24 protein-coding genes are annotated in these 22,616 nt (G+C 45.3%); 9 read left to right on the top strand and 15 right to left on the bottom strand.

Annotation, left to right across the window (positions count from 1 at the left end):
• The first annotated feature begins 19 nt into the window (after positions 1 to 19).
• The 3 genes from WD077_11365 to WD077_11355 all read left to right on the top strand — a co-directional run bounded on the left by WD077_11365 (position 20) and on the right by WD077_11355 (position 1,913).
• Positions 20 to 559 carry a hypothetical protein gene (locus WD077_11365; protein ID MEX0967829.1) on the top strand — a complete coding sequence of 180 codons (540 nt, stop codon included), beginning with the start codon at positions 20 to 22 and terminating at the stop codon, positions 557 to 559.
• A gap of 141 nt (positions 560 to 700) precedes the next feature.
• Positions 701 to 1,555 (top strand): formate dehydrogenase accessory sulfurtransferase FdhD, encoded by an 855-nt coding sequence (gene fdhD / locus WD077_11360; GenBank protein ID MEX0967828.1) that lies wholly within the window; start codon positions 701 to 703, stop codon positions 1,553 to 1,555.
• A complete protein-coding gene (locus WD077_11355) occupies positions 1,533 to 1,913 on the top strand; it encodes a hypothetical protein (GenBank protein MEX0967827.1) in 381 nt (126 codons plus the stop codon). The genes fdhD and WD077_11355 overlap by 23 nt, the downstream gene beginning before the upstream one ends.
• Before the next feature lie 37 nt (positions 1,914 to 1,950).
• Here the strand turns inward: WD077_11355 and WD077_11350 are convergent, their stop codons facing one another.
• From WD077_11350 to WD077_11335, 4 genes are all read right to left on the bottom strand, one after another.
• The gene (locus WD077_11350; GenBank protein ID MEX0967826.1) at positions 1,951 to 2,508 is read right to left on the bottom strand and encodes a DUF4256 domain-containing protein; all 558 of its coding nucleotides are present in this window, start codon (positions 2,506 to 2,508) and stop codon (positions 1,951 to 1,953) included.
• A 1-nt stretch (position 2,509) separates the two neighbouring features.
• Positions 2,510 to 2,902: a DoxX family protein gene (locus WD077_11345; GenBank protein ID MEX0967825.1), complete on the bottom strand. Its 393-nt coding sequence runs from the start codon at positions 2,900 to 2,902 to the stop codon at positions 2,510 to 2,512.
• 79 nt (positions 2,903 to 2,981) lie between these two features.
• Positions 2,982 to 3,449 carry an SRPBCC domain-containing protein gene (locus tag WD077_11340; protein MEX0967824.1) on the bottom strand — a complete coding sequence of 156 codons (468 nt, stop codon included), beginning with the start codon at positions 3,447 to 3,449 and terminating at the stop codon, positions 2,982 to 2,984.
• Positions 3,450 to 3,456: 7 nt separating this feature from the next.
• Entirely contained in the window at positions 3,457 to 3,771 is a 315-nt protein-coding gene (locus WD077_11335) for a metalloregulator ArsR/SmtB family transcription factor (GenBank protein MEX0967823.1), read from the bottom strand.
• Between the two features lie 341 nt (positions 3,772 to 4,112).
• Here WD077_11335 and WD077_11330 point away from each other — a divergent pair, with 341 nt between their 5' ends.
• On the top strand, positions 4,113 to 5,681 hold the full coding sequence (locus tag WD077_11330; protein MEX0967822.1) for a methylmalonyl-CoA mutase family protein: 1,569 nt from the start codon (positions 4,113 to 4,115) through the stop codon (positions 5,679 to 5,681).
• Positions 5,682 to 6,215: 534 nt separating this feature from the next.
• Entirely contained in the window at positions 6,216 to 7,649 is a 1,434-nt protein-coding gene (gene dnaA, locus WD077_11325) for a chromosomal replication initiator protein DnaA (protein ID MEX0967821.1), read from the top strand.
• A 53-nt stretch (positions 7,650 to 7,702) separates the two neighbouring features.
• On the opposite strand, the gene WD077_11320 is transcribed toward dnaA, so the two are convergent.
• Together WD077_11320 and WD077_11315 are read right to left on the bottom strand one after the other, a co-directional pair.
• Positions 7,703 to 9,190: a hypothetical protein gene (locus WD077_11320; protein ID MEX0967820.1), complete on the bottom strand. Its 1,488-nt coding sequence runs from the start codon at positions 9,188 to 9,190 to the stop codon at positions 7,703 to 7,705.
• Between the two features lie 42 nt (positions 9,191 to 9,232).
• Positions 9,233 to 10,747 carry a hypothetical protein gene (locus tag WD077_11315; protein ID MEX0967819.1) on the bottom strand — a complete coding sequence of 505 codons (1,515 nt, stop codon included), beginning with the start codon at positions 10,745 to 10,747 and terminating at the stop codon, positions 9,233 to 9,235.
• 99 nt (positions 10,748 to 10,846) lie between these two features.
• Between WD077_11315 and proS the strand changes: the two genes are divergently transcribed.
• Both proS and WD077_11305 read left to right on the top strand, forming a co-directional pair.
• Positions 10,847 to 12,322, top strand: a complete 1,476-nt coding sequence (gene proS, locus WD077_11310) for a proline--tRNA ligase (GenBank protein ID MEX0967818.1) — start codon at positions 10,847 to 10,849, stop codon at positions 12,320 to 12,322.
• A 9-nt stretch (positions 12,323 to 12,331) separates the two neighbouring features.
• Positions 12,332 to 13,027, top strand: a complete 696-nt coding sequence (locus tag WD077_11305) for a hypothetical protein (protein MEX0967817.1) — start codon at positions 12,332 to 12,334, stop codon at positions 13,025 to 13,027.
• A gap of 7 nt (positions 13,028 to 13,034) precedes the next feature.
• Here WD077_11305 and WD077_11300 read toward each other — a convergent pair whose 3' ends face one another.
• Positions 13,035 to 13,526, bottom strand: coding sequence for a dihydrofolate reductase (locus WD077_11300; protein MEX0967816.1), 492 nt, complete (start codon positions 13,524 to 13,526; stop codon positions 13,035 to 13,037).
• A 17-nt stretch (positions 13,527 to 13,543) separates the two neighbouring features.
• The gene (locus tag WD077_11295; GenBank protein MEX0967815.1) at positions 13,544 to 14,338 is read right to left on the bottom strand and encodes a thymidylate synthase; all 795 of its coding nucleotides are present in this window, start codon (positions 14,336 to 14,338) and stop codon (positions 13,544 to 13,546) included.
• A gap of 138 nt (positions 14,339 to 14,476) precedes the next feature.
• Between WD077_11295 and WD077_11290 the strand changes: the two genes are divergently transcribed.
• Positions 14,477 to 14,977, top strand: a complete 501-nt coding sequence (locus WD077_11290; GenBank protein ID MEX0967814.1) for a YbhB/YbcL family Raf kinase inhibitor-like protein — start codon at positions 14,477 to 14,479, stop codon at positions 14,975 to 14,977.
• 4 nt (positions 14,978 to 14,981) lie between these two features.
• Here WD077_11290 and WD077_11285 read toward each other — a convergent pair whose 3' ends face one another.
• Positions 14,982 to 15,686 (bottom strand): DUF4197 domain-containing protein, encoded by a 705-nt coding sequence (locus WD077_11285; GenBank protein MEX0967813.1) that lies wholly within the window; start codon positions 15,684 to 15,686, stop codon positions 14,982 to 14,984.
• 267 nt (positions 15,687 to 15,953) lie between these two features.
• Between WD077_11285 and WD077_11280 the strand changes: the two genes are divergently transcribed.
• Complete coding sequence (locus WD077_11280; protein MEX0967812.1) at positions 15,954 to 16,193, top strand: hypothetical protein; 240 nt, start codon at positions 15,954 to 15,956, stop codon at positions 16,191 to 16,193.
• 23 nt (positions 16,194 to 16,216) lie between these two features.
• Here the strand turns inward: WD077_11280 and WD077_11275 are convergent, their stop codons facing one another.
• The 6 genes from WD077_11275 to lpxD form a co-directional block, all read right to left on the bottom strand.
• On the bottom strand, positions 16,217 to 17,983 hold the full coding sequence (locus tag WD077_11275) for an ABC transporter ATP-binding protein (GenBank protein ID MEX0967811.1): 1,767 nt from the start codon (positions 17,981 to 17,983) through the stop codon (positions 16,217 to 16,219).
• Between the two features lie 158 nt (positions 17,984 to 18,141).
• Positions 18,142 to 18,762, bottom strand: a complete 621-nt coding sequence (locus WD077_11270) for a tRNA-(ms[2]io[6]A)-hydroxylase (GenBank protein ID MEX0967810.1) — start codon at positions 18,760 to 18,762, stop codon at positions 18,142 to 18,144.
• Positions 18,731 to 19,387, bottom strand: coding sequence for an ABC transporter ATP-binding protein (locus WD077_11265; protein ID MEX0967809.1), 657 nt, complete (start codon positions 19,385 to 19,387; stop codon positions 18,731 to 18,733). Before WD077_11265 ends, WD077_11270 begins: the two co-directional genes overlap by 32 nt.
• 4 nt (positions 19,388 to 19,391) lie before the next feature.
• On the bottom strand, positions 19,392 to 20,171 hold the full coding sequence (lpxA, locus tag WD077_11260; GenBank protein MEX0967808.1) for an acyl-ACP--UDP-N-acetylglucosamine O-acyltransferase: 780 nt from the start codon (positions 20,169 to 20,171) through the stop codon (positions 19,392 to 19,394).
• 3 nt (positions 20,172 to 20,174) lie between these two features.
• A complete protein-coding gene (locus tag WD077_11255) occupies positions 20,175 to 21,569 on the bottom strand; it encodes a bifunctional UDP-3-O-[3-hydroxymyristoyl] N-acetylglucosamine deacetylase/3-hydroxyacyl-ACP dehydratase (GenBank protein MEX0967807.1) in 1,395 nt (464 codons plus the stop codon).
• Positions 21,566 to 22,615 (bottom strand): UDP-3-O-(3-hydroxymyristoyl)glucosamine N-acyltransferase, encoded by a 1,050-nt coding sequence (lpxD, locus tag WD077_11250; protein MEX0967806.1) that lies wholly within the window; start codon positions 22,613 to 22,615, stop codon positions 21,566 to 21,568. The genes WD077_11255 and lpxD overlap by 4 nt, the downstream gene beginning before the upstream one ends.
• Position 22,616: the final 1 nt, after the last annotated feature.

Raw genomic sequence — 22,616 nt, 5'->3', positions numbered from 1 at the left:
CAACAAATCAAAAGAACAAATGATGTCCAGAATATTCAAGTTAATAATTATACTGACAATTATCCCTCTGATCTCAGGCAACTATGCCTTTACTTTAAAGAATGAAGATTCATCCGCCTCTGCCAGTTCTTCGGATTGCGATAAGATGCCGGAAATCAACAGGCAGATAGTCTCTTACGTTTCCGGCACGATTGGCAAGAAGGTGGATCGCGGAGAATGCTGGGATCTGGCAGCAGAGGCGCTATACAGCGTTAACGCGAAGTGGGATGGCCAATATCGCTTTGGCCGTGAGGTTGACCCGCAGAAAGAATGTATTTATTCGGGAGATATTGTGCAGTTTAAGGGAGTACACCTGACCTACATGGAGGATGGAATGCAGTTCGAGGAAATCATGTCGCACCACACCGCTATTATTTATAAAACACCTTCGCAGAAAGAATTCGTGCTTGCCCATCAGAACATAGCCGCCACCGGCCGAAAAGTGGGATTGACTGATTTCAAGCTGGCCGATATTACTAAAGGGAAAATAGAGGTTTTCAGACCCACGCCAACGAAATAGAACTTCCCGGATGCATATTTGGGCAATTGGTTATTTGCAATTTTTGCTGTAAATAAATTATTTTACGAAGCGGGTTGGATGGATTGAAATATTTAATACAATACTGAAACGAAATTAATTTTCACCTGAATAAATTACGACATGCCTTCTCTCGTCCATCCCATTCAAATCCGGAAATATAAGAATAACCTGCACGAGGAAAAACAAGATCTCGTAGCGGTAGAAGAGCCGCTGGAAATTCGCCTGGGATTTGGACCGGAAGAAGAACGGCAGCAGAAAAGCCTGGCCATCACCATGCGCACTCCAGGCCATGACCTGGAACTGGTGATAGGATTTCTTTCCACCGAAGGAATTATTCAACGCCAGGACGAAATAACGTACATAAACCATTGCAAAGACCACCGGGGCGAAGAAAGTGAAAACGTAGTGCGCGTAGAACTGAAGCCGGAAAAATCACTAAACTGGCAAGACCTTCAACGGCATTTTTACACAAATTCCAGTTGCGGCATTTGCGGCAAAGCCTCCATTGAAACGCTGGAAAAACTTTGCCCGGTTCCGGTATCTGCAACCGTTACCGTTTTTGCAGATGTGCTCCATAATTTGCCGGATAAAATGCGGCAAGCTCAGAATGTATTTGAATATACCGGTGGACTCCACGCGGCTGCGCTGTTTACCGCCACGGGTGAATTGCTGTTAATGCGTGAAGATATTGGCCGCCACAATGCACTGGACAAAATAATTGGCGCAGCATTATCTTCGAACCTTGTTCCGCTGCACAGCCATATTGTGGTGCTGAGTGGCCGCAGTTGTTTTGAGCTGGTACAGAAGGCTGTGATGGCCGGTGTGCCTGTGGTTTCGGCTGTAGGTGCGCCTTCGAGCCTTGCAGTGAAAACGGCAGAAAAACTGGGTGTTACGCTGCTGGGTTTTTCGCGGAACAATGGTTTTAATGTTTATTCAAACGCATATCGGATAAATGAAAATCAGAATACGAAATAACTCATTGCGGCTCCGGCTTACGCAACAGGAGGTTGACCGGTTTCAGCAGGTAGGAGAAGTATTGGCTGCCATCGCATTTCCAAACGGCACGAAGCTTCATTACATCCTGCGGTCGGGCAAATCCGGAGCTGACTTTCAGGCTGAATTTGACGGAACCCGGATCCTGGTTACTGTCCCACGGGAAGCCGGGGAAAAGTGGCTGCTGCCAACCGAGGTCGGCATGGAGGAGCTTATACCGCTGGAAGGAGAAACCGAGCCGCTGCGCCTTCTTATTGAAAAAGACTTCCAATGCCTCAGCGAACGGGAAGACGAGGACGAATCAGATAATTTTCCAAACCCGCTGGCCGGCCAGAAATGATAATTTATCAGACCTGGTATTATTAATTGCTTAGGAATTAAACTTTTAACAAGCCTCTGAAACCTCTTGCACCGTAATAAGATTCAGCGCCATTGTGATAAATAAATACTTGACCAAATCGCCAATCCCCGAAAATTGCTCCTCCCAGTTTTCTGATGTCAGCAGGAGTTTTTAGCCAACTGGAAGTTTTGGTGTCAAACTTTCCGAGCTTTTGCAGCTCCCGGTATTGTTCTTCCGTTAGTAGCTCAATGCCCATTTCCTCTGCCATGCCAACTGCACTGTGCTTAGGTTTGTGTTTTTTCCTCGATTCTAATGCCTCATGGTCGTAACATATACTCCTTCGGCCTTTAGGAGATTCCGCGCTGCAATCGTAAAAAATATACTCACCAGTCTTTTTGACAAATCCTGCTACGTCAGGTTCACCGCCTGTTTCTTCCATGGCATGGAGCGACCATAACTTTTCCGGATTCGCTTCAAGCTTGGTTTGTACTTCAGACCATTTAATTCCTTTATGGCGATCTAAATTTTTCTCAAAACGCATTTTTGAAGTTTTGAGTAATGTTTCATGTTCATTCTCTGATAATTCCTTTTTCATGTTATTCGCTGGTTTGGTTAACTGAAACTGTTTTTCTCTCCGCAGGCCTGAAATACCAGGACACAGCTATAAGTACCAAAAGTAATACAGGCGGGAATATTTCGCCAAATGAATCATTTAATATAAGGTGAGAAGTTATTGCCCCAACCATTGTAAAGAAAAACCCGGCATAAGCCCATTCTTTAAGCAGGGGGAATTTAGGAATGAGGATGGCTATCACTCCCAGAATTTTTCCGATTCCGAGTATTGTTAGTAAATATGTCGGATATCCTAAATGATTCATCATTTCAACTTCTTCCTCTATTTTGATGATCTGCACTATTCCAGCGGAAGTCATTCCCAATGCCAGCCATACCGTGGCAATCCAATAGATAATTTTATCTCTCTTTTTCATGATGTGTTTTTGTTCGGTTCATCTTTCTTATTGAAAATTCTTAGTTCAAGTACCTTTTATCTCCACATGGCGTAACGTATTATTTTAATTTGCCTACAACTTCTTGCAATTTATTATGCGCCATATTAATTCCTTTGGCAAACGGCAATTGCAGCATTTTATCCCGGTCTGCAACTGATTTATAAATAATGTGTATAGTCAGATTGCTGGTGTCATCCGAGGTTTTTTCAAATTCCAGGAATTCAAGCTGGACAGGAAAAGGCGTATTTTCCATTTCAAAAGTCCGTGTAATTTTCTTATTCATGCCAAACTCGTGGATAACCCCGTTTGACCGAAGCAGCACGTTTCCATCGGCATCTGATGTTTCAAATTGGTAGCTGCCGTGATTTCTGCATTCCAGCTTCAACACCTTATTTCCCATCCATTGCTCCACAATTTCGGGTTCTGTATACGCCCTGAAGAGCAACTCAAGCGGTAAATCGAATTCCCTGAAAATAAACAATTCCTGTTTGCCTTCCTGAGCATTTATCCGGGTTTTTTGAGTCATTAAATTTCTATTTATGTTTTTTCATTATTGCTTCGAGTTTATCAAACCTGTCATCCCACATCTGTCGAAAAGGTTCAATAAAGTCTGCAATAGCTTTGATTTTGCCGGGGTTTATGTGATAATAAATTTCTCTTCCGCTTTGCTCTGGCTTTAGCAGCTCGCATTCGGTCAGGATCTGCAAGTGCTTCGAAACGGTGGGTCTTGCCGTATCAAAGTTTGAAGCGATCGCTCCTGCCGTCATAGCTTGTGAGGCTACCAATAGCAGGATGGCCCTCCTGGTTGGGTCGGCTATTGCCTGGAACACGTCTCGTCTCAGCTTCATTATGTAGCTATTTGGCTGCAAATATTAGTGTAGTTATTTGACTACGCAAATTTTTCTGAAACTTTTTTCAATTCACGGTTGAACCTGCCGAAATCGTTCTTTTTTTAATCAACATATTTTGTTTTAATGTTTTGATTTTTCTAAATCACCATTAAAAAATCCGTCACAAATTTTAATTAATATTTATTTTCCCGGCCAAAATAGACTTAAGATAGATATATTATAACTAATAAATTGACCTGTTTGATAGTTGAATCTTAATCTCCAAAACCAGACCTTTGAACTAAAGACGAGACATCCCTAAAATACAAACAGGGAACAGAACGGAACGGAAGGGAACCATGACAGATTCGGAAAGAGAAGCTAAATACACAACTGATTCAGGTATAGCCATAAAGCGGGTTTACACCAGCCATAAAGAAAGAAATGAGTATCCCGGCAAGTTCCCCTACACGCGCGGAATTCATGAAGAAATGTATCGCAGCCGGCTTTGGACGATGCGGCAGTATGCAGGCTTCTCTACGGCAGAGGAATCCAACAAGCGCTATCATTATCTTCTGAGCCACGGCACCACCGGACTTTCGGTGGCTTTTGACCTGCCAACGCAAATCGGGTATGATTCGGATCATGAATTTTCTGAGGGAGAAGTAGGTAAGGTAGGTGTAGCCATTGATTCGCTCCAGGACATGGAGATTCTTTTCGATGGGATAAACCTGGAGAAGATCACCTCTTCGATGACCATCAATGCCACAGCTTCTACCCTGCTGGCGCTTTACATTGCCCTGGCAAAAAAACAGGGAGCCGACTTGAAAAAGATCAGCGGAACGGTACAGAACGACATTCTTAAAGAATATGCCGCGCGCGGTACATATATATATCCTCCAAAATTTTCAATGCGCCTCATCACTGATATTTTTGCATATTGCAGTAAAGAGGTGCCGCGTTGGAATACAATCTCAATTTCAGGCTATCACATCAGAGAAGCCGGATCAACGGCAGCGCAGGAACTTGCGTTTACGCTGGCCAATGGAAAGGCTTATGTAAATGCTGCCCTGGCAAAAGGGTTAGACATTAACGTCTTTGGCAGACGGCTTTCGTTTTTTTTTAATGCCCATAACAATTTCTTTGAGGAGATTGCCAAGTTCAGAGCTGCACGGAGAATGTGGGCGGGAATAATGAAGGAAATGGGCGCAACGGATGAAAAAGCCATGATGCTGCGGTTTCATAGCCAGACGGGAGGATCTACGTTGACCGCTCGTCAGCCAGAGAATAATGTGGTGCGCGTGGCGCTTCAGGCGCTGGCGGCTGTAATGGGCGGTACGCAATCATTGCATACCAATGGCTATGATGAGGCTCTTTCGCTCCCTACCGAGCAAGCTGCCCAAACTGCCTTGCGCACACAACAGATCATTGCGCATGAAAGCGGGGTCACTGCCACTGCCGATCCGATGGGCGGCTCCCATTTCGTTGAAACCCTTACGGATGAACTGGAAGCAAAAGCGTGGGAGTATATTGAAAGAATAGATGCAATGGGTGGCTCTGTAAGTGCCATCGAAGCTGGATATATACAGGATGAGATTGCGCGCGCAGCTTATGAGTATCAAACCAGGGTGGAGGAGCAGGAAAGAATCATTGTAGGGGTAAATAAATACGAAACGGATGATCAGACCCAGATGAACGTATTCAGCGTGGATGACAATATTCGAGATTACCAGATCGAAGAACTGCGGAAACTGAAAGCCATTCGCAACCCGGAGAAAGTGGCCGCCTTGCTGAAGAGATTGGAGGAAAAGGCCGCCACTTCGGAAAACCTAATGCCGCATATTGTAGAAGCCGTGGAAGCATATTGCACCCTGGGCGAAATTGCCGATGCTTTCAGGAAAGTGGCAGGCGAATATTCCGGAACATAACTCAGGAAGATTTTAAAAAATTTCCGGCCTCAGAAAAAAAATCCGGAAAAGTTTTCAGGAGCCTGTTTTTTCCTTCTATTTCCCCTTCTTCAGAGTGCGTTCAAGGAGTTAGAAAATTCCCATAAAAACAAGAAAAAATCTGAAATTATTATAAACAAAGTTTTTCTCAATTATGAGTACAAAAATCAATAATCCATCAGTAAAATCTGGCACGGTGCTACCAGCCAATTTTGAAGCTGTCTGGAACAATCTTTTAATTTTTTCCAGCTCCCGGTTGACGGGTGTAAGTATTTGATAATAAGGTTAATAATAGCCCTGTTTCATTTCCCTGTGTAAACGTCATCGCTAAATAATTTTTCCTTTAAAATGACAAAAAAGCTCGAAAAAAAATCTTTCGGTACCTGTAAAAATTCTTTAAAAATCAACAGTAATTCTTTATTTTTTTCTGAAAAATTAGCCTCAAATTAGCTCCCCATTTCGGGCTGGCGACCGGCCTGAAATTTTAACCTACTAACCAACTTTATTTTGATGACCATGAATATAACCTCTGAGCAGGTATGGAATAATTGTTTGTCTGTTATCAAGGATAATGTGAACTCCCAGAGTTATAAAACATGGTTTATTCCTATAAAGCCGGTGAGGCTGGAAGGAAAGATCCTGACCATTCAGGTTCCGAGTTTGTTCTTCTATGAGTGGCTCGAAGAACATTATGTGAATCTGCTGAAGAAGACCCTGAAAAAGGAACTTGGTGCAGGCTCGAAACTTGAATATAATATAGTGGTAGAGCAAAGTTCAGGTTCTCACAAACCATATACTATCAACATGCCGGCTCAGCAAGCCCGGCATGAAGACGAAATTGAGATTTCCATGCCTATGAATATCAGCTCCTCGATTAAGAATCCCTTCATTATTCCGGGCCTTAAAAAGCTCAATATTGATTCGCAACTCAACAACAACTTCACCTTTGATACTTTTATAGAGGGAGATTGCAACCGGCTTGCGCGATCAGCAGGAATGGCTGTGGCGGCCAGACCTGGAGGTACCTCGTTCAACCCCCTGGTGATCTATGGAGGAGTAGGCCTAGGCAAAACCCACCTGGCGCAGTCTATCGGCAACAAAGTGAAGGAGACCTTAAAGAACAAGATTGTCCTCTACGTTTCGTCTGAAAAATTCACCAACCAGTTTATTGAAGCGGTGAAAAATAACAGCTTAAACGATTTTATCAATTTCTATCAGTTAATAGACGTACTAATTCTTGATGACGTTCAGTTCTTTGCTAATAAGGACCGGACACAGGACATCTTCTTTCATATTTTCAACCATTTGCATCAGAATAATAAACAACTCATTCTGACTTCTGACCGCCCGCCAAAAGATCTGAAAGGTCTGGAAGAACGGCTGCTCTCCCGTTTCAAATGGGGTTTGTCTGCTGATATGACTTCGCCTGATTTTGAAACGCGCATGGCGATCCTGGAGCACAAAATGTATGAGAATGGAATTGAACTTCAGAAAGACGTGGTGGAATATGTTGCGTATAATATTACTACCAGCGTGAGGGAACTGGAAGGTGCATTGATATCTCTTTTGGCCAATGCATCCATCAGCAAGAAAGAGATTGACTTGCCAATGGCCCGCGAAATCCTGAAGAACTTTATAAAGAACTCTTCCCGTGAGCTCACCATTGATCATATACAGGACCTGATTTGTGAACACTTCAGCATGGAGGTGGAGTTGCTGAAATCAAAATCAAGGAAACGGCACATCGTGCAGGCCCGGCAGATCTCGATGTATTTCGCCAAGCAATTCACCAAAGATTCATTGGCTAAGATTGGCAGGCACTTCGGTGGCCGCGATCATTCAACGGTGATACATGCCTGTCAAACTGTTTCCAACCTGATTGAGACGGACAAAGCTTTCCGCAGCAAAATTGATGAGCTGGAAAAACAGATCTCGCTAAACCTGGGATAAAGTAAATGGAATGTGGGTTTGGGTTCTGAACTCAATTCCGGTCGGGAAGTCGATCAGAAACGGGTTCCGATCGTCAAAAGGAACAAATTTCTGTTCATCCTCATTTCAGCACCGGGTACAGCCGTTTCTCCTAATTCATACGGGACTTCAAATTCTTTGCGACTGGTTAATTGCCAACCCAGATCCAGGAACACATTGTTTTCCCGGAATCCACCACCCAAAGAATACGACCGGCTGCTGCTATTGGCGGCTTTAGGCACAAGGTCATCATTAAAAGGGGTAGTAGCAAATCCAAGTCCTGCCCGCAGGTAGTAGGTATCATAACGAAACTCACCTCCGAATTTTACGTCATGGACTGAGCGGTAAAAGTTTTCAATGTTTCGGTTCTCACTGAAAAAGTCATAGAGATCGGAGGTCAGGGAGCTTTTGGAAATATTGGAGAACATGTAATCAACCGAAAGAAACCCATTATCCTCAAAAAAGAAAGCCCCGCTGGTCCTGAGTTTTAATGGCGTGGTGAGATTATAATCAAACTCTCCTTCATCTGAGGTAAAAGTACCGTCATCATCTATGAGGAGTTCAGAGGTAGTAGAAAAGCTATAGTTATCGTTAATCCTGAAATTGGTAGGGGTTTCCACACTCAATCCAAAACGGGCGGCTGCAGAAGGCCGGTAAATCAGGCCGAAAATGCCATGAACCCCAAAGCCGCGCGTGTCTATACTTTCCCGTAGTTCCAGGCTTTCAAAGTTTGTTTCTTCCGGATTCCGGTTCACTTCCCGGTAAGTCGACCTTTCATGAAATCCAATCGTAGGAATTCCTAACGTCAAACCCAGGTAAAGTTTGTTGGAGTAGTTTGCCGCAAATGAAAAGGTAATATCATTGGCAGCTCCCCTGCGCTGTATAGATTTTTGCTGTACTATATCTATTGCCGAATCGTCCAGTGCAGTATAATATTCAAAGGGTTCCTGGCCTCCAACGGGATTGATGAGATAGGCAAAGTATGCCTGCGATTCGCGGGAATTATAGTCTTCAAAGTCTAAGGGGTCAATACCCTGAGCATCCAAGGCCAGCGCCTGCATGATTGAGTTATCCTGATTGAACCCGGCATAGAAGGTATTTTGGTGAAAGTCATTGGTACGATTAAAGCCAAATGCAAAAGTGTAATTCACCCATCCTTCCGTCACCAATTTGCCCAAACTATAATTCAGGGTTGTTAATGATATACCGGCATTGCCAATTCTCATTCCACCAGCCCCATCGCTTTCCATATTTCCCCGGTACAAGCTATTGGCATTGGTCTGGATCAGTGCCGGTGTAATAAAGATTTCGTTGCGTTTGGAAATGGCCAGTCCTGCCGGATTAAGAATGCTGCCAATGAAACTCCCGCCTACCGCGCCCATTGCATTGCCCATACCCAGAGCGCGCGCATCCGATTGATAAAAATTCTGAGAATACCTAAGGGCTTCTATATGATTTTGGGCGGTTACTATGCCTGATCCCAAAATCATGAACGAAAGAAGAAAAAGGATAATAAATTTCATGCGCGCTGCTGATTGAGATCATTATAGGGTGAAACTGATTTATCACCGCCCTCTTCGCGGGCTGTTATTGCTTCCACCGCGGGCCGGGGTGCTGCTTCTGGAATTGGAGCCACGATTATAGCTCCCACTGCTCCTTGTTGGCGAAGGAGTGGAGCGTTGATAACTGGGGCTCGAAGACCGGGATGGAGTAGAATAATCCCTTGATGGCCGGGTGTTCTGCCTGGGGGTGCTTCGTGGACTACTCCGGGGAGCGTTATATTGGGGCGTACGGTTTTGTCTTGGTTCTACTGACCTGGTAGGCTCACTTCTCTGAGGTGTTGTTTGCCGGCTCGGAGGCGAATAATTTTCGTTTCGCGATGGAGTAGGATTCTGTTGGCGAACAGGCTCCTGCGGCTGATTACGCGGCTCCATCCTTTCAGGCGCTTGTTGCCGCCTAGGTTCTGACTGCCTCACAGGTTCCTGCTGATTGCGCTGCTCAATCCGCTCAGGCTCTTGTTGCCGTTCAGGTTCTGATTGCCTTACTGGTTCCTGCTGATTCGTATTTCGTTCCGGTCGTGCATTTTGCTCTGCGGGATTGGTAGATCTGGCAGGTTCGCTCGCCCGTTCTTCCACAGGACTATTTGATTCGCCTGATTGGCGTACAGGCCTTTCACCTTGTTTAACTTCTTCGGCAGGTTGCGTCCCATACTCGGTATTTCTCTCATACTCCCGGTAGTCCACATCCCTGCGGATTTCATTGCTTTTTGTGGCGCTTTCTGCTCCCTGCCGGCTGTTTGATTCATCTTCCTGTACTACCTTATCCACGCGGCCTGGGCTGCCGGTATTCCTGTTGCTGCCGGAACCAACATTATTGCTCATGCTGCTACCTCTGGGACCATACATCGTGTTCTCAACCGGATAATATGGTGTTGAACCTGATCCGCCACCAGTTCCCGGAACCTGTGAATAATATGGATGGTGATAGCCATATCCTTCATAATAAGGATTGTAATGGGAATAACCGTAATAAGGAAATCCGCCATAATAAGGGTAACCATAAGGAAAATACGGACGGTAGTAATAAGGGAAGGGACGGTAATATGGATAGCCGTAACCGTAGCCATATCCATAGCCAATATTGATATTAACTGATAATCCAGGCCGGAAAAAAGGATCATAATAATATGGCGAAGAAAAGAATGGATCATAGTAGCCAAATCCTACTGAAGGTGCTACATGAAACCTCCTCAACCTGCGGGAATAGTAATAATCGTCATCATAATAATTATTATAGATATAGGTATTGCCTCCTTCATCAGTGGTTTGTTCAGAGGAACTACTGCGGCTATAGGACTGATCATTTTCATAGTGCCTTTCAGAATCCGGATTGGTAGAAAGGTTTCGGTTATCTGAAAGAGTGCCGGGTGCCGGGTTCGCTTTTGTTACGGCCGCCACATATTGGGGATCTTCAGGAGTAAAGTAAACATCATCTGTTCCCTTTGCCACTTGGTATGATGAGCATGATGAAAATATTATCAATGATCCAGCTATCGCGAATAATAAATTGAGTGATTTCATAACTGTAAAATTTAAGTGTAAAAGAATGCAGATTGTTTAATCTTTACCTTTGTCCCGACCCAAATCGCAAAAGTTATTCCAACGTAATAGACACAGGCAATGGCAGAAAAAATTACGGCTAAAAATAAGAATTACTCCTTGTGGTACAATGACATTGTAAAGGTAGCCGGAATGGCCGAACATTCCGCTGTAAAAGGATGCATGGTCATTAAACCTTACGGATACTCCATCTGGGAAAAAATGCAGCAGGAACTCGATAAACGGTTTAAGGAAACCGGGCATGAAAACGCCTACTTTCCACTCTTTATTCCGAAATCTTTCCTGAGTAAGGAAGCAGCACATATTGAAGGTTTTGCTAAAGAATGTGCTGTTGTTACCCATTACAGACTAAAGAATGATCCTGATACGAAAGAGGTTGTGGTTGATCCGGATTCTAAGCTGGAAGAAGAACTGATCGTGCGACCTACTTCTGAAACAATTATATGGAACACATATAAAAACTGGATCCAGAGCTACCGGGATCTTCCCATCCTGATCAATCAATGGGCGAACGTAGTGCGATGGGAGATGCGCACCCGGCTTTTCCTTCGTACCGCTGAATTCCTCTGGCAGGAAGGCCATACTGCTCATGCAACAAAAGATGAGGCCTTGAAAGAAACACTAACAATGCTGGATGTCTACGCTTCGTTTGCCGAAGAATTTATGGCGATGCCGGTGCTCAAGGGCGTCAAAACCGAGAGCGAACGATTTGCCGGAGCTGTGGATACCTATTGCATTGAAGCGCTTATGCAGGATGGTAAAGCCTTACAGGCCGGCACTTCGCATTTCCTGGGACAAAATTTTGCCAAGGCGTTTGACGTCACCTTTACCAGTTCCGAAGGAAAAGAAGAACTGGTTTGGGCTACTTCCTGGGGCGTTTCTACCCGCCTGGTCGGGGCCCTCATCATGGCTCATTCGGATGATGAGGGTCTTATCCTTCCGCCAAAACTCGCTCCTATTCAGGTCGTGATTGTTCCTATTTACAGAAAGGATGAGGAGCGGGACCAAATAACTGAAGTAGCTGAGCGCATTAGCATTGAATTGCGCAGCAAAGGAGTCAGTGTGAAGTTTGATAACCGCGAAACTCACAAGCCGGGATGGAAGTTTGCCGAATACGAGGTAAAAGGCGTGCCGGTCAGGCTTGCAATTGGGCCGCGCGATTTGCAAAATGGTACGGTAGAAGTAGCCAGGAGGGATACCCGCGAAAAGAATCTGGTGAAGCTGGATACGTTATCTTCTCATATCCCTGAGCTACTTGAAGAGATTCAGAAAAATATTTACCAGAAAGCGCTGGATTTTCGCGAAGCAAATACACATCAAGTAGATTCTTATGAAGAGTTCCGGGAGGTGCTCGAGAAACGTGGCGGATTCATTTATGCCCATTGGGATGGAACTCCTGAAACGGAACAAAAGATAAAACAGGAAACCAAAGCCACGATCCGCCTGATCCCACTAAATGAAAACAAAGAAGCAGGTACTTGTATCTACTCCGGAAATCCCTCGGCACAACGGGTAGTATTTGCCAAAGCTTATTAAAATGAATGGATGGAAAAGCCAAACGATAATCTGAACAAGATCATTTTCGCACTGGAGAATAAGGCGGGTACCAAACAATTTATTTACAGGAAAACGCTGGAAAGCTTTGAGCAACTGAAAAAATGCTCGGCTCATTATGCCGAAACGCTTTCAGGGATCCTCAGCAAAAAAGATTCTTCAGTAGAGATCAGCTATCAGGACCATGGCATGTTTGAAAGCTCGTTGAAGTTTTCAGGGGATATGCTCTATTTTATGATGCATTCTAATGTCTTCACATTTCCTTCTGAGCATTTTGTCCACAACTCGGCTTATGTGAAGGAGGATCCGCTAAGGTCCTACTGCGGAATGATCATGGTCTACAACTTCCTGGCGGATTCGCTGAAATACCACCGTTACCATGACCTTGGCTACCTTATAGGTCGAATCTTCATTAATAAGGATGGGCACTTTTTTGTCCAGGGGCAGCGGCAGTTATCTTTTCTGTTTGGCGACTTTGCCAATCAGCTCATCACAAAGGAAAATATTGACAAAATTGTGGAGACGGCTATTCTTCATACCCTGGATTTTGATCTGTACGTACCGCCTTTCGATAAGATAAAGGAGATTACACTGCTTCAAAAAATCAAGGAATCAGGCAATGCGGCCATTTCTACCGGCAAACGGCTGGGTTTCACCTTTGGCGACAGTGAAAATGAAACGTCATAGAAAGCCGCTATTTCCGCTCTAACAGCAGAAAAGAATACGCATACGGGTTTTTCTCATCAGGAGCATGATCCTCTCTGCTCACCTCTTTCCATTCCGACACATCAAACACCGGGAAAAAAGCATGTCCTTCAAAAGTATGATGGATCAGCGTGAGATAAATTCGATCAGCTATGGATAGCGATTCTTCATACACTTTGGCTCCGCCTCCAATAAAAAGCTCCTCCTCTCCGGCTGCCTGGGCCAGGGATATGGCATCTTCCATTGAATGAACTACAGTAGCCCCGGGAATCTCAACATCACGCTGACCGGTAAGTACCAGATTGGTGCGGCCCGGCAAGGCCTTTCCAAAAGATTCGAAGGTTTTTCGCCCCATAAGGATATGATGGCCAATCGTGGTTTTTTTGAAAAACTTCAGATCTGCGGGCATGTGCCAGACCAGATCATTGTCCTTTCCTATGACCCGGTTGGTACTCATGGCTGCTATCAGTGATATTTTCATTGCATACTTGGATTTGGTCAGACTGCCACCGGAGCTTTAATGCGTGGAAGTGGATTATAATTGATAAGTTCAAAATCCGAATATTCGAATTCCAGGATGTTTTTCACATCACTATTTATTCGCATTTCCGGCAGAGGGCGGGGTTCGCGCTGCAACTGCTCCTTTACCTGCTGAAAGTGGTTATTATAAATATGGGCATCCCCAAAGGTATGAACGAACTCGCCTGGCACCAGGCCGCACACCTGCGCCATCATCATTGTCAGCAGAGCATACGAAGCGATATTAAAAGGAACACCCAGAAAAAGATCAGCGCTTCTTTGGTAGAGCTGGCAGCTAAGCCTGCCTTCCGCCACATAGAACTGAAACAGGCAGTGGCAGGGAGCAAGCGCCATCTCCTCCAATTGGCCTACATTCCAGGCGCTTACGATAATTCTTCTTGAATCTGGATTATTTCGGATCATTTCGACTGCTCCGGAAATCTGGTCAATGGTACGTCCATCAGTAGCCGGCCACGACCGCCACTGAGCGCCATACACAGGGCCCAGATCGCCTGACTCACTGGCCCATTCGTCCCAGATCCTCACGTTGTGCGTCTTTAAATAAGCCGTATTAGTATCCCCTTTAAGGAACCAGAGCAATTCATAGATAATAGATTTCAGATGTACTTTTTTAGTTGTAACCAATGGAAACCCTTCAGAAAGGTCAAAACGAAGCTGACGTCCGAACACACTGCGGGTACCGGTCCCGGTGCGGTCATTTTTCTCAATACCGGTGTTCATCACTTCGCTCAGCAGGTTCAGGTAATTTTTCATGCAGGTTTCTTCTTGATCAGACCCGGCAAAAATAAGGAGAAGCTAACACAGGGCTTGGCGATTTTGTACCGTTTCATTGATTCTAAAAATGCTTAAACAAGTCAATGCCCTCATCGTTGTAGGTAAAAAATTTAAACGATGAGCGACAAAACTTTCACTTTAAGCAGCAACGATCTGGGAGGTACTTTTACGCATGAGCAGGTAATGAATAATTTTGGATGTTCAGGTGGAAATATTTCTCCTCACCTACAATGGGAAAATGCACCGGAAGGCACTAAGAGTTTCGCTATCACTATGCACGACCCTGATGCCCCAACGGATAGCGGATTCTGGCATTGGGCGGTTTTCAATATTCCCGTAAATGTTACTGAATTGAAGGCCGGAGCCGGGAATCCTGACAAGGATCTCCTGCCGAAAGGTGCTTTTATGGGACGGGCAGATACCGGGCAAAATGCCTATGGTGGCCCCTGCCCTCCGGAAGATGATTTTGTACACAAATACATTATCACCGTTTACGCTCTGAAAACTGAAAAACCTGAATTGGACCAGGATACGCCATTAGCTCAGGCTGTTTACCAGATCGTGATGCAGCACGAAATAACACGCGCATCATTGATCGCTTATTATAAGAGGGACTAAACGATTACTGAGATTCTGCCCATTCAAACACCTTTTTCATGGCATCTGTGGTCCGGGCAGCCGGATCCTGCCGGATCTCAGCCTCCTCCCCTTCCAGTTTCAGAAAGAGGCCCTCAAGTGCCTCAGTTGTAGCATAGTCGGGCAAATCTGTATTTACCGGAGTTACAAGAGGAATGGAATTATATGTAGAAGTAATGTCATTCCAATGTTTAGTAGCTGAGGCTCTATCCAGCGCATTCTGGATCTTAGGTTTAAAAAGATCATACAACTGCTGGTTGGTTTTTCCTTTGAAATATTCGGTTGCGGCATCATCCGGTCCTAGTAAAATTCCTTTGGCGTCATCAAAAGTCATGTCTGTGATGGCACCAACAAAAATGGGAGCGGCCTCGCTTACTGCATCTTCGGCAGCACGGTTCATGGAGAGGACAAAATCATCAACCAACGCTCCGGCACCCATATCCCTTAGCGTGTTTGCGACTTTAGTGGCCTCTGGTGGGAAAAGTATTTTTACCAGTTCGTCTCCAAAATATCCGTCTTTCTCATTCAGGCCTTCCACTGCCCTGCCGGTTCCTGTTTCCAGCGCTTCTTTCAGGGCCGTTACCATTTCATCGAGATTGGGTTCTGCCAGTGCCGGATCCAGGTTTTCCAGTTTATCACAGCTCAAGGCCAGCATCAACAGGGGCAGGAAAATCAATTTGGCGTATTTCATATTTGTATCTGATTTAAAGATAAGTACCTATTAAACGCAAAGCGCCTCCAGGAACAGGGGTTAAAGCTCCCCTTGTATTTTCAATTATCCAAAACCTTTCCGGTTTCTTTTTTCTGTTCTATTATCAATTTTGGGGAAATAAAATTCCTGTAAGAAATCGATCATCCAAACAAAAAACACCACTTACGTATTTGTTCAGTATTTTTACTGAACATTTCATCTGTCAGGGCTGTTAGCATTAATACACTCTTAAAAACGTAACGAAACATGCAACCAGCAATATTTCATATCGCCCTTTCAATTTTTCAGGAATACATTAAAACAGTAAATCCTGTTGAATGGCTTAAACTTTTTGGCGCCTTTGCATTCATCGTAATGCTCAGTGGCTGTGCAACCAACGGCCCAAAAAGCCCGGCTAACTACGACCTGTATTCCAATCAACGGCAGGAAATAAAACCACCCGTTCAGCACGCCCACACAGCCCCTGTAGCTATTCCGCTTTATTAAGCAGGAGCACCCGGCTAATAATACTACACCACTAATTCCGCGAACTGTAACTGATATAGCTTCTTGTAGTGGCCGTTGAGCGTCAGGAGTTCCTGATGCGTACCGGCCTCCACTATTTTTCCTTTGTCCATAACCATAATCTGACTGGCATGCTGGATTGTACTGAGCCGGTGGGCAATAACGATACTGGTCCGGTCCTTCAGCAAAACCTGAATGGCATGTTGCAGCATCTCCTCCGTTTCGTTATCCACAGAAGAAGTAGCCTCGTCCAGAATAAGTACACGCGGATCCTGGATAATGGCCCGGATAAATGAGATGAGCTGCCGCTGCCCGGAAGATAAAGTTGCTCCCCGCTCCTGCACTTCGTATCGCAAACCATTGGGCAACCGGTTGATGAATTTCTCCGCGCCTACCAGCCGGGCTGCTTGTTCTAATTCCTCTTCTGAGATCGTATCATTATAGATGCGGATATTATTCTCAATAGTATCAGAAAAGAGAAACACATCCTGGAGAACCACACCGGTGACCCTGCGCAGGAAGGCAAGCGGATAATCCCTGATATCTTCTCCATCCAGGCAAATACTGCCTTTTTGTATTTCGTAAAGCCGGTTTATAAGATTAATTATGGTGGTTTTACCCGCACCTGTAGCTCCAACAATTGCCAGCGTCTGACCGGGCTCTACTTTAAATGAAACATCCTTCAGCACCCAATCCTCTTGTTCGTATGCAAACCATACATTTCTGAATTCGATCTGGCCGCGGATTTCCCGTGCCGGCAGTTTGCCTTCATCCGGAATAGAATCTTCCACTGACATCAACCTGAATATCCGCTCGGAGGCTACCATTCCCATTTGCAGGGTGTTGAACTTATCTGCTATTTGCCGGATAGGGCGGAACATCATATTGATATAAAGAATAAATGCCGTCACTACTCCGAAGGTCAGCTCACCCTCCAGCACCTGGCCGCTCCCATACCACACGATAAGCGCAATGGTGATGGCCGAAAGAATTTCAATAACCGGAAAGAATATGGAATAGGCCATGATACCTCGAATATTAGCATCCCGGTGTGCTCCATTGATGCGTTTAAACCGTTCCATTTCGTCCTTTTCACGGCCAAAAACCTGGATGATCTGGACTCCTGTAATATGCTCCTGAAGAAAAGCATTGAGCCGTGAAACCTGTGTACGTACCTGCTGAAATGCTGCTTTTACTTTTTCTTTAAATACATAAGAACTCAAAAAAAGCAATGGGAACAGGCTCAGGCATACCAGCGTAAGTTCCCAATCCAGAAAAAACAGGATCACGATAATAACCAGCAATTGAAGCAAATCGCCAATAATGTTGATGAGGCCCTGGGCAAAAACATCGGCTACGGTTTCTACATCGCTGATGGTACGGGTAATGAGCGTCCCGATCGGAGTGCGGTCAAATACCCGCGACCGAAAGCCCAGCACGTGCTTGAATATTCCGCTACGCAGATGAAGTATTGCATTCTGGCCCAAATAACTGGTGAGGTAGGTTTGAAAATAATTCACGATTGCCTGCAGGAAGAGCAATCCTAAAATCAGCAGACTCATTTGCCACAAGCCTCGAAAGTCGAGATTGAGGATTTGCTTATCAATCGTCTTTTGAATGGCAAAGGGAATGGAAGGACCGATCACGGCCAGCGCCACTGTGAGTATTACGGCCACTACAAACTGCCCTCTGTACGGAGAGATCAGGGAAAATACCCTCCGCAACAAGGTGAAATCGAAAGCTTTACCTGTAATTGATTTTTGACTGCTCATGCCACTTTTTGCGCTTCCAGGCGCATCCTGCCAGCGAAAAACTTCATTTATCTTGTAAAATAAATCCTTGCTGAAAAAACTCTTTGTCTTTGGTTAAATATCTGATATATAAATACTATTCATACTGTAGTTAAATTAAAAGTTTAAATCAAAATTTCCTAATGCATCCGGTCTCCTCTCACTTCCATGCTCCGGATAATTTCCGCTTCCATATTGAGGAACTCCTGCCAACGTTGCATCGCCTCTTCTTTTGGCACTACCGTTTTGGACAGGTCCAGAAACAGGCGATAATGTCCGGCCTCGGCAATCATCAACTCGTGATAGAAATGCTGAAGATCCGCATCATCTATCCCTTCTGAAAGTCGCTTAAAACGCTCACAGCTCCTTGCTTCAATTAATGCACAAACAAGGAGTTTATCCAGCAATTGTTGTCTTGGCTTCCCCTTTCGGATGAGCTTCATCAGTTCATTTACATATTCATCCTTTCGTTGCCGCCCGAGTTTCAGGCCCCTTTTAGCGAGCTCTTTCAGTACCATTCTGAAGTGCCCCCATTCTTCCGTCACCACCGGACTCAGCTTTTCCACCAGTGATTCCTGCTCCGGATATTGTACGATAAGCGAAATGCAGGCTGAAGCAGCTTTCTGTTCGCAATAAGCATGGTCTGTGAGAATGTCCACAAGTCGCTGCCCGGCCAGGTTTGCCCATCGTGGATCGGTCGGAAGTTTCAATCCCAGCACCGATAAAGTATCACTGCTGCTTTTCATTGCGGCCTTGTTCATTGCGTTGGGGTTTAAATTCCTCAACCTTTATAATATGGTTGCAAAAATCATAATCTGCGGCTTGGTTCGAGGAAATAACCAGAAGTCGCTCATTGAGCAAAGGCTGGATGAGTTCCCGGTACCAGGCTATCCCTTGCTGGTCAAGATGCGTGGTGGGTTCATCCAGCAAAATAATGGCGCTGTCACAAAAAAGAGCCAGGCTTAGCCGTACGCGTTGTTTCATTCCGGAACTGTAATATTTCAGCTTTTTATCCTTGTGTGCCGCCATATTGGCCATTTCGGGAATATTATTTTTATGAATGCCGTTGGCCAGTTTCTTAAATCGAAAATGGAAATCAAGGATCTCTGCGAAACTGAGTTCATCCGGAATATCCATGTAGGGCGTGATGAGCGTGAGATACCGGAAAAAATCATCTGGCTGGATGGTCTTGTTATTCTCCTGATAAAAAATATCTCCACTTGTGGGTGTAAGGAATCCGCTTATGATCTGGAGCAAAGTACTTTTACCACTGCCATTGGAACCCAGAACAGCATATCCGTTTCCACTGGCCAGTTCTGCGGTGATACTTTTAAATATCCAGTTTCGATGATATTTTTTGCCGATGTTTTTCAGCAGGATCTGCATGGTTTCAGGGATGGTATCCTTTCATAATCCCGCGGTCTGATTTGCGGATAAAACTGATTATTTCATCACGCTCTTTGGTAGGTGCCATCTCTGCCTCTATCTTCTCCAATGCTTGGGTAGTATTATATCCTGAAAGATATATGTAGCGGAATATTTCCTGGATTTCATTGATCTTGTCAGGGGAGTATCCACGCCTGCGCAAGCCGATGGAGTTTATTCCCGAATAAGAAAGAGGCTCGCGTGCAGCTTTGGTGTAAGGCGGCACATCCTTCCGGACGAGTGATCCGCCAGAGACCATGACGTGGACGCCAATATTAACAAATTGATGCACAGCCGAAAGGCCGCTGATAATTGCATAATCATCAATAATAATATGGCCGGCCAGATTCACGGCATTTCCGAGGATACAATGCTTTCCGATAATGCAATCGTGCGCAATGTGTACATAGGCCATCAGGAGGCAATAGTCGCCAATCTGCGTTTTATGCCGGTCCACAGTTCCCCGGTTCACCGTTACGCATTCTCTGATCGTAACGTTATTCCCAATGATCACTTTGCTTTCCTCGCCTTTGAATTTGAGATCCTGCGGGATGGCTGAAACCACGGCTCCGGGAAAGATGCGGCAGTTTCTGCCGATGCGGGCGCCATCCATTATAGTTACGTTCGGCCCTATCCAGGTTCCTGCACCAATTTCCACATCTTTATAGATGGTAACAAAAGGTTCGATGACTACATTTTCTGCAATCTTAGCCTGGGGATGTACATACGCCAAAGGCTGGTGCATCTGCTACCTGTATTTTACGATTTGCGCCATGAGTTCCGCTTCCGTAACGAGCCTGTTGCCCACAAAAGCCTGGGCCTTCATGGAGCAAATACCTCTGCGGATAGGCTGGGTAATGTCCAGCCGCAAAACTAAGGTATCTCCCGGCACTACCTTCTCTTTGAATTTTACGCTTTCTATTTTCAGGAAGTAGGTCATGTAGTTCTCCGGATCCTCAAGCTGGCTCAGGATCATGACGCCTCCGGTCTGTGCCATTGCCTCTATGATCAAAACTCCCGGCATCACCGGATTTCCGGGAAAGTGGCCTTTAAAAAAGTGCTCATTCATTGATACATTTTTAATCCCAACCACATGGGTACTAGAAAGATCAATGACCTTATCCACGAGCAAAAACGGATATTTATGGGGAAGAATGCGCTCAATTTCCCGCGCATCAAAAATGGGCGTCTGGTTAGGATCGTAATGAGGAGATTTATTTTTCCTGCGGGTTTTCTGCATAAACCGCTTGATCTTTCTTGCGAAGGCAACATTGGCAGCGTGGCCAGGACGGGCCGCCATTATCTGCGCTTTAAGCGGAGTTCCGATCAGGGCAAGGTCTCCGACAAGATCCAACAACTTATGCCTCGCGGGTTCATTCTGATATCGCAGCTCTACATTATTAAGAATACCTTCTTTTTTTACCTGAATGCTGTGTTTGTTAAAGAGCTTGGCAAGATGAGATAATTCCTCCTCGGAAACTTTGCGATCTACAATAACGATGGCGTTGTTCAGGTCTCCTCCTTTAATGAGATTATGCTCCACCAGTTGCTCCAGTTCATGCAGAAAGCAGAAGGTTCGGCTGCTTGAAACTTCTCTTTTAAAATCACTAATATCACTGATGGAGGCATGCTGGCTTCCGAGTACGGGCGAATTATAATCCACCATCACGGTTGCCCTGAAGGTATCAAGCGGCATAGCGATCATCTCCACCCTGCGTTCCGGTTCTGAGAAGTGAATATTCACAGGCACCTCGAAATAATCGCGGTCAGTCTTCTGCTCCAAGATGCCTGCCTGCAGTACGGCCTCTATGAACTGTTGCGCGCTTCCATCCATAATAGGCGTTTCGCTGCTGTCCAGTTCGATGAGCACATTATCGAGCTGCAGGCCGGCAAGCGCTGCCAGCACATGTTCTACTGTGGCCACCTTCACACCATTTTTCCCGAGGGTGGTTCCCCTGGAAGTATCCAATACGAGGTCTACGTCAGCCTCAATGACCGGCCGGTCCTCAAGGTCTGTTCGCTGAAATTTAAACCCGTGATTATCATCAGCAGGATGAAAAGTTAAATTAACCTCTTCACCTGTATGAAGACCGACCCCGGAAACCGTCACGGACTCTTTAATGGTTGTTTGCTTCACGTTCATTGGATATCAGAACCTTCTTTTAATTCTTTGATAGTTTTCTCCAGTTCGGCAATGCGGGCAGCTAATTCAGGAAGCTTTCTCATCAATACCTGGGCCCGCAATGTATCCTGATAAGGCCCCGCAGGAATGCCATGCCACTTCTGATCTTCGCCTGTGATGGACTTACCGATTCCACTCTTCGCCCCTATCTTCGTTCCCTTTGCGATGGTAATGTGGCCGATAATGCCCACCTGGCCTGCAACTACGCACTGGCTGCCAATTTTGGTGCTGCCGGAAACTCCGGATTGTGCTGCTATCACTGTATTCTGGCCTATTTCTACGTTATGTGCGATCTGGATCAGGTTATCCAGTTTTACACCCTTTTTAATAATAGTTGAACGTATGGTAGCTCGGTCAATGGTTGTGTTGGCGCCAATCTCCACATCGTCCTCTATAATGACGTTTCCGGTCTGCGGCATTTTCTTGTAGGATCCATCAGCCTGTGGCGCAAAACCAAAACCATCTGAACCGATCACGCAACCTGAATGGATAATGCAGTTTTGGCCAATCCTGCAATTGGCATATACCCGCGCTCCGGGATACAGAATGGTGCCCTGCCCTATTTCCACATTTTCTCCAACGTATACCTGGGGAAAGATCTTCACCTTGTCCGCAATTTTTACCCCGCTGCTCACATAGCTAAACGCTCCGACATAGACTTGTTTGCCCAAAGCAGCCTCGTCTGAGACAAACGAAGGCTGTTCAATACCGGATTTACCGTTAAGGTTGTTTTGAAATTTACTGAGCAGAAATGAAAGTTTGGAATAGACATCGTCTACGTAAATCAGTGTAGGATGCTTGTTTTTTCCAGGCTTGAAACTCTTTTCCACAAGCACAGCCGAGGCCCCGGTGGTGTATAAATAAGGAGTATATTTTTGATTGGAAAGAAAAGTAATGTCGCCTTTCTTAGCTTCTTCTATGGGTGCGAAGCTGCTGATCAGAACCTCATGGTCCCCTTCCCACTCGCCATCCACCATTCTGCTTATTTCCGCAACGGTTAATTGCATA

The organism is Bacteroidia bacterium (assembly GCA_040880525.1).
GTDB lineage: Bacteria > Bacteroidota > Bacteroidia > CAILMK01 > JBBDIG01 > JBBDIG01.
Note: the sequence above shows the minus strand (reverse complement) of the source record. Positions and strands in the feature narration are given on the sequence as shown.

Bases quoted from the DNA above. Each gene is read 5' to 3' on its own strand.
- lpxD (MEX0967806.1), bottom strand. From the start codon at position 22,615: ATGCAATTAACCGTTGCGGAAATAAGCAGAATGGTGGATGGCGAGTGG.
- WD077_11280 (MEX0967812.1), top strand. From the start codon at position 15,954: ATGCAACCAGCAATATTTCATATCGCCCTTTCAATTTTTCAGGAATAC.
- WD077_11315 (MEX0967819.1), bottom strand. From the start codon at position 10,747: ATGAAATCACTCAATTTATTATTCGCGATAGCTGGATCATTGATAATA.
- lpxA (MEX0967808.1), bottom strand. From the start codon at position 20,171: ATGCACCAGCCTTTGGCGTATGTACATCCCCAGGCTAAGATTGCAGAA.
- WD077_11365 (MEX0967829.1), top strand. From the start codon at position 20: ATGATGTCCAGAATATTCAAGTTAATAATTATACTGACAATTATCCCT.
- WD077_11340 (MEX0967824.1), bottom strand. From the start codon at position 3,449: ATGACTCAAAAAACCCGGATAAATGCTCAGGAAGGCAAACAGGAATTG.
- WD077_11290 (MEX0967814.1), top strand. From the start codon at position 14,477: ATGAGCGACAAAACTTTCACTTTAAGCAGCAACGATCTGGGAGGTACT.
- proS (MEX0967818.1), top strand. From the start codon at position 10,847: ATGGCAGAAAAAATTACGGCTAAAAATAAGAATTACTCCTTGTGGTAC.
- WD077_11300 (MEX0967816.1), bottom strand. From the start codon at position 13,526: ATGAAAATATCACTGATAGCAGCCATGAGTACCAACCGGGTCATAGGA.
- dnaA (MEX0967821.1), top strand. From the start codon at position 6,216: ATGAATATAACCTCTGAGCAGGTATGGAATAATTGTTTGTCTGTTATC.
- WD077_11295 (MEX0967815.1), bottom strand. From the start codon at position 14,338: ATGAAAAATTACCTGAACCTGCTGAGCGAAGTGATGAACACCGGTATT.
- WD077_11255 (MEX0967807.1), bottom strand. From the start codon at position 21,569: ATGAACGTGAAGCAAACAACCATTAAAGAGTCCGTGACGGTTTCCGGG.
- WD077_11305 (MEX0967817.1), top strand. From the start codon at position 12,332: ATGGAAAAGCCAAACGATAATCTGAACAAGATCATTTTCGCACTGGAG.
- WD077_11285 (MEX0967813.1), bottom strand. From the start codon at position 15,686: ATGAAATACGCCAAATTGATTTTCCTGCCCCTGTTGATGCTGGCCTTG.
- WD077_11345 (MEX0967825.1), bottom strand. From the start codon at position 2,902: ATGAAAAAGAGAGATAAAATTATCTATTGGATTGCCACGGTATGGCTG.
- WD077_11350 (MEX0967826.1), bottom strand. From the start codon at position 2,508: ATGAAAAAGGAATTATCAGAGAATGAACATGAAACATTACTCAAAACT.
- WD077_11335 (MEX0967823.1), bottom strand. From the start codon at position 3,771: ATGAAGCTGAGACGAGACGTGTTCCAGGCAATAGCCGACCCAACCAGG.
- WD077_11275 (MEX0967811.1), bottom strand. From the start codon at position 17,983: ATGAGCAGTCAAAAATCAATTACAGGTAAAGCTTTCGATTTCACCTTG.
- WD077_11270 (MEX0967810.1), bottom strand. From the start codon at position 18,762: ATGAACAAGGCCGCAATGAAAAGCAGCAGTGATACTTTATCGGTGCTG.
- WD077_11355 (MEX0967827.1), top strand. From the start codon at position 1,533: ATGAAAATCAGAATACGAAATAACTCATTGCGGCTCCGGCTTACGCAA.
- WD077_11330 (MEX0967822.1), top strand. From the start codon at position 4,113: ATGACAGATTCGGAAAGAGAAGCTAAATACACAACTGATTCAGGTATA.
- WD077_11320 (MEX0967820.1), bottom strand. From the start codon at position 9,190: ATGAAATTTATTATCCTTTTTCTTCTTTCGTTCATGATTTTGGGATCA.
- fdhD (MEX0967828.1), top strand. From the start codon at position 701: ATGCCTTCTCTCGTCCATCCCATTCAAATCCGGAAATATAAGAATAAC.
- WD077_11265 (MEX0967809.1), bottom strand. From the start codon at position 19,387: ATGCAGATCCTGCTGAAAAACATCGGCAAAAAATATCATCGAAACTGG.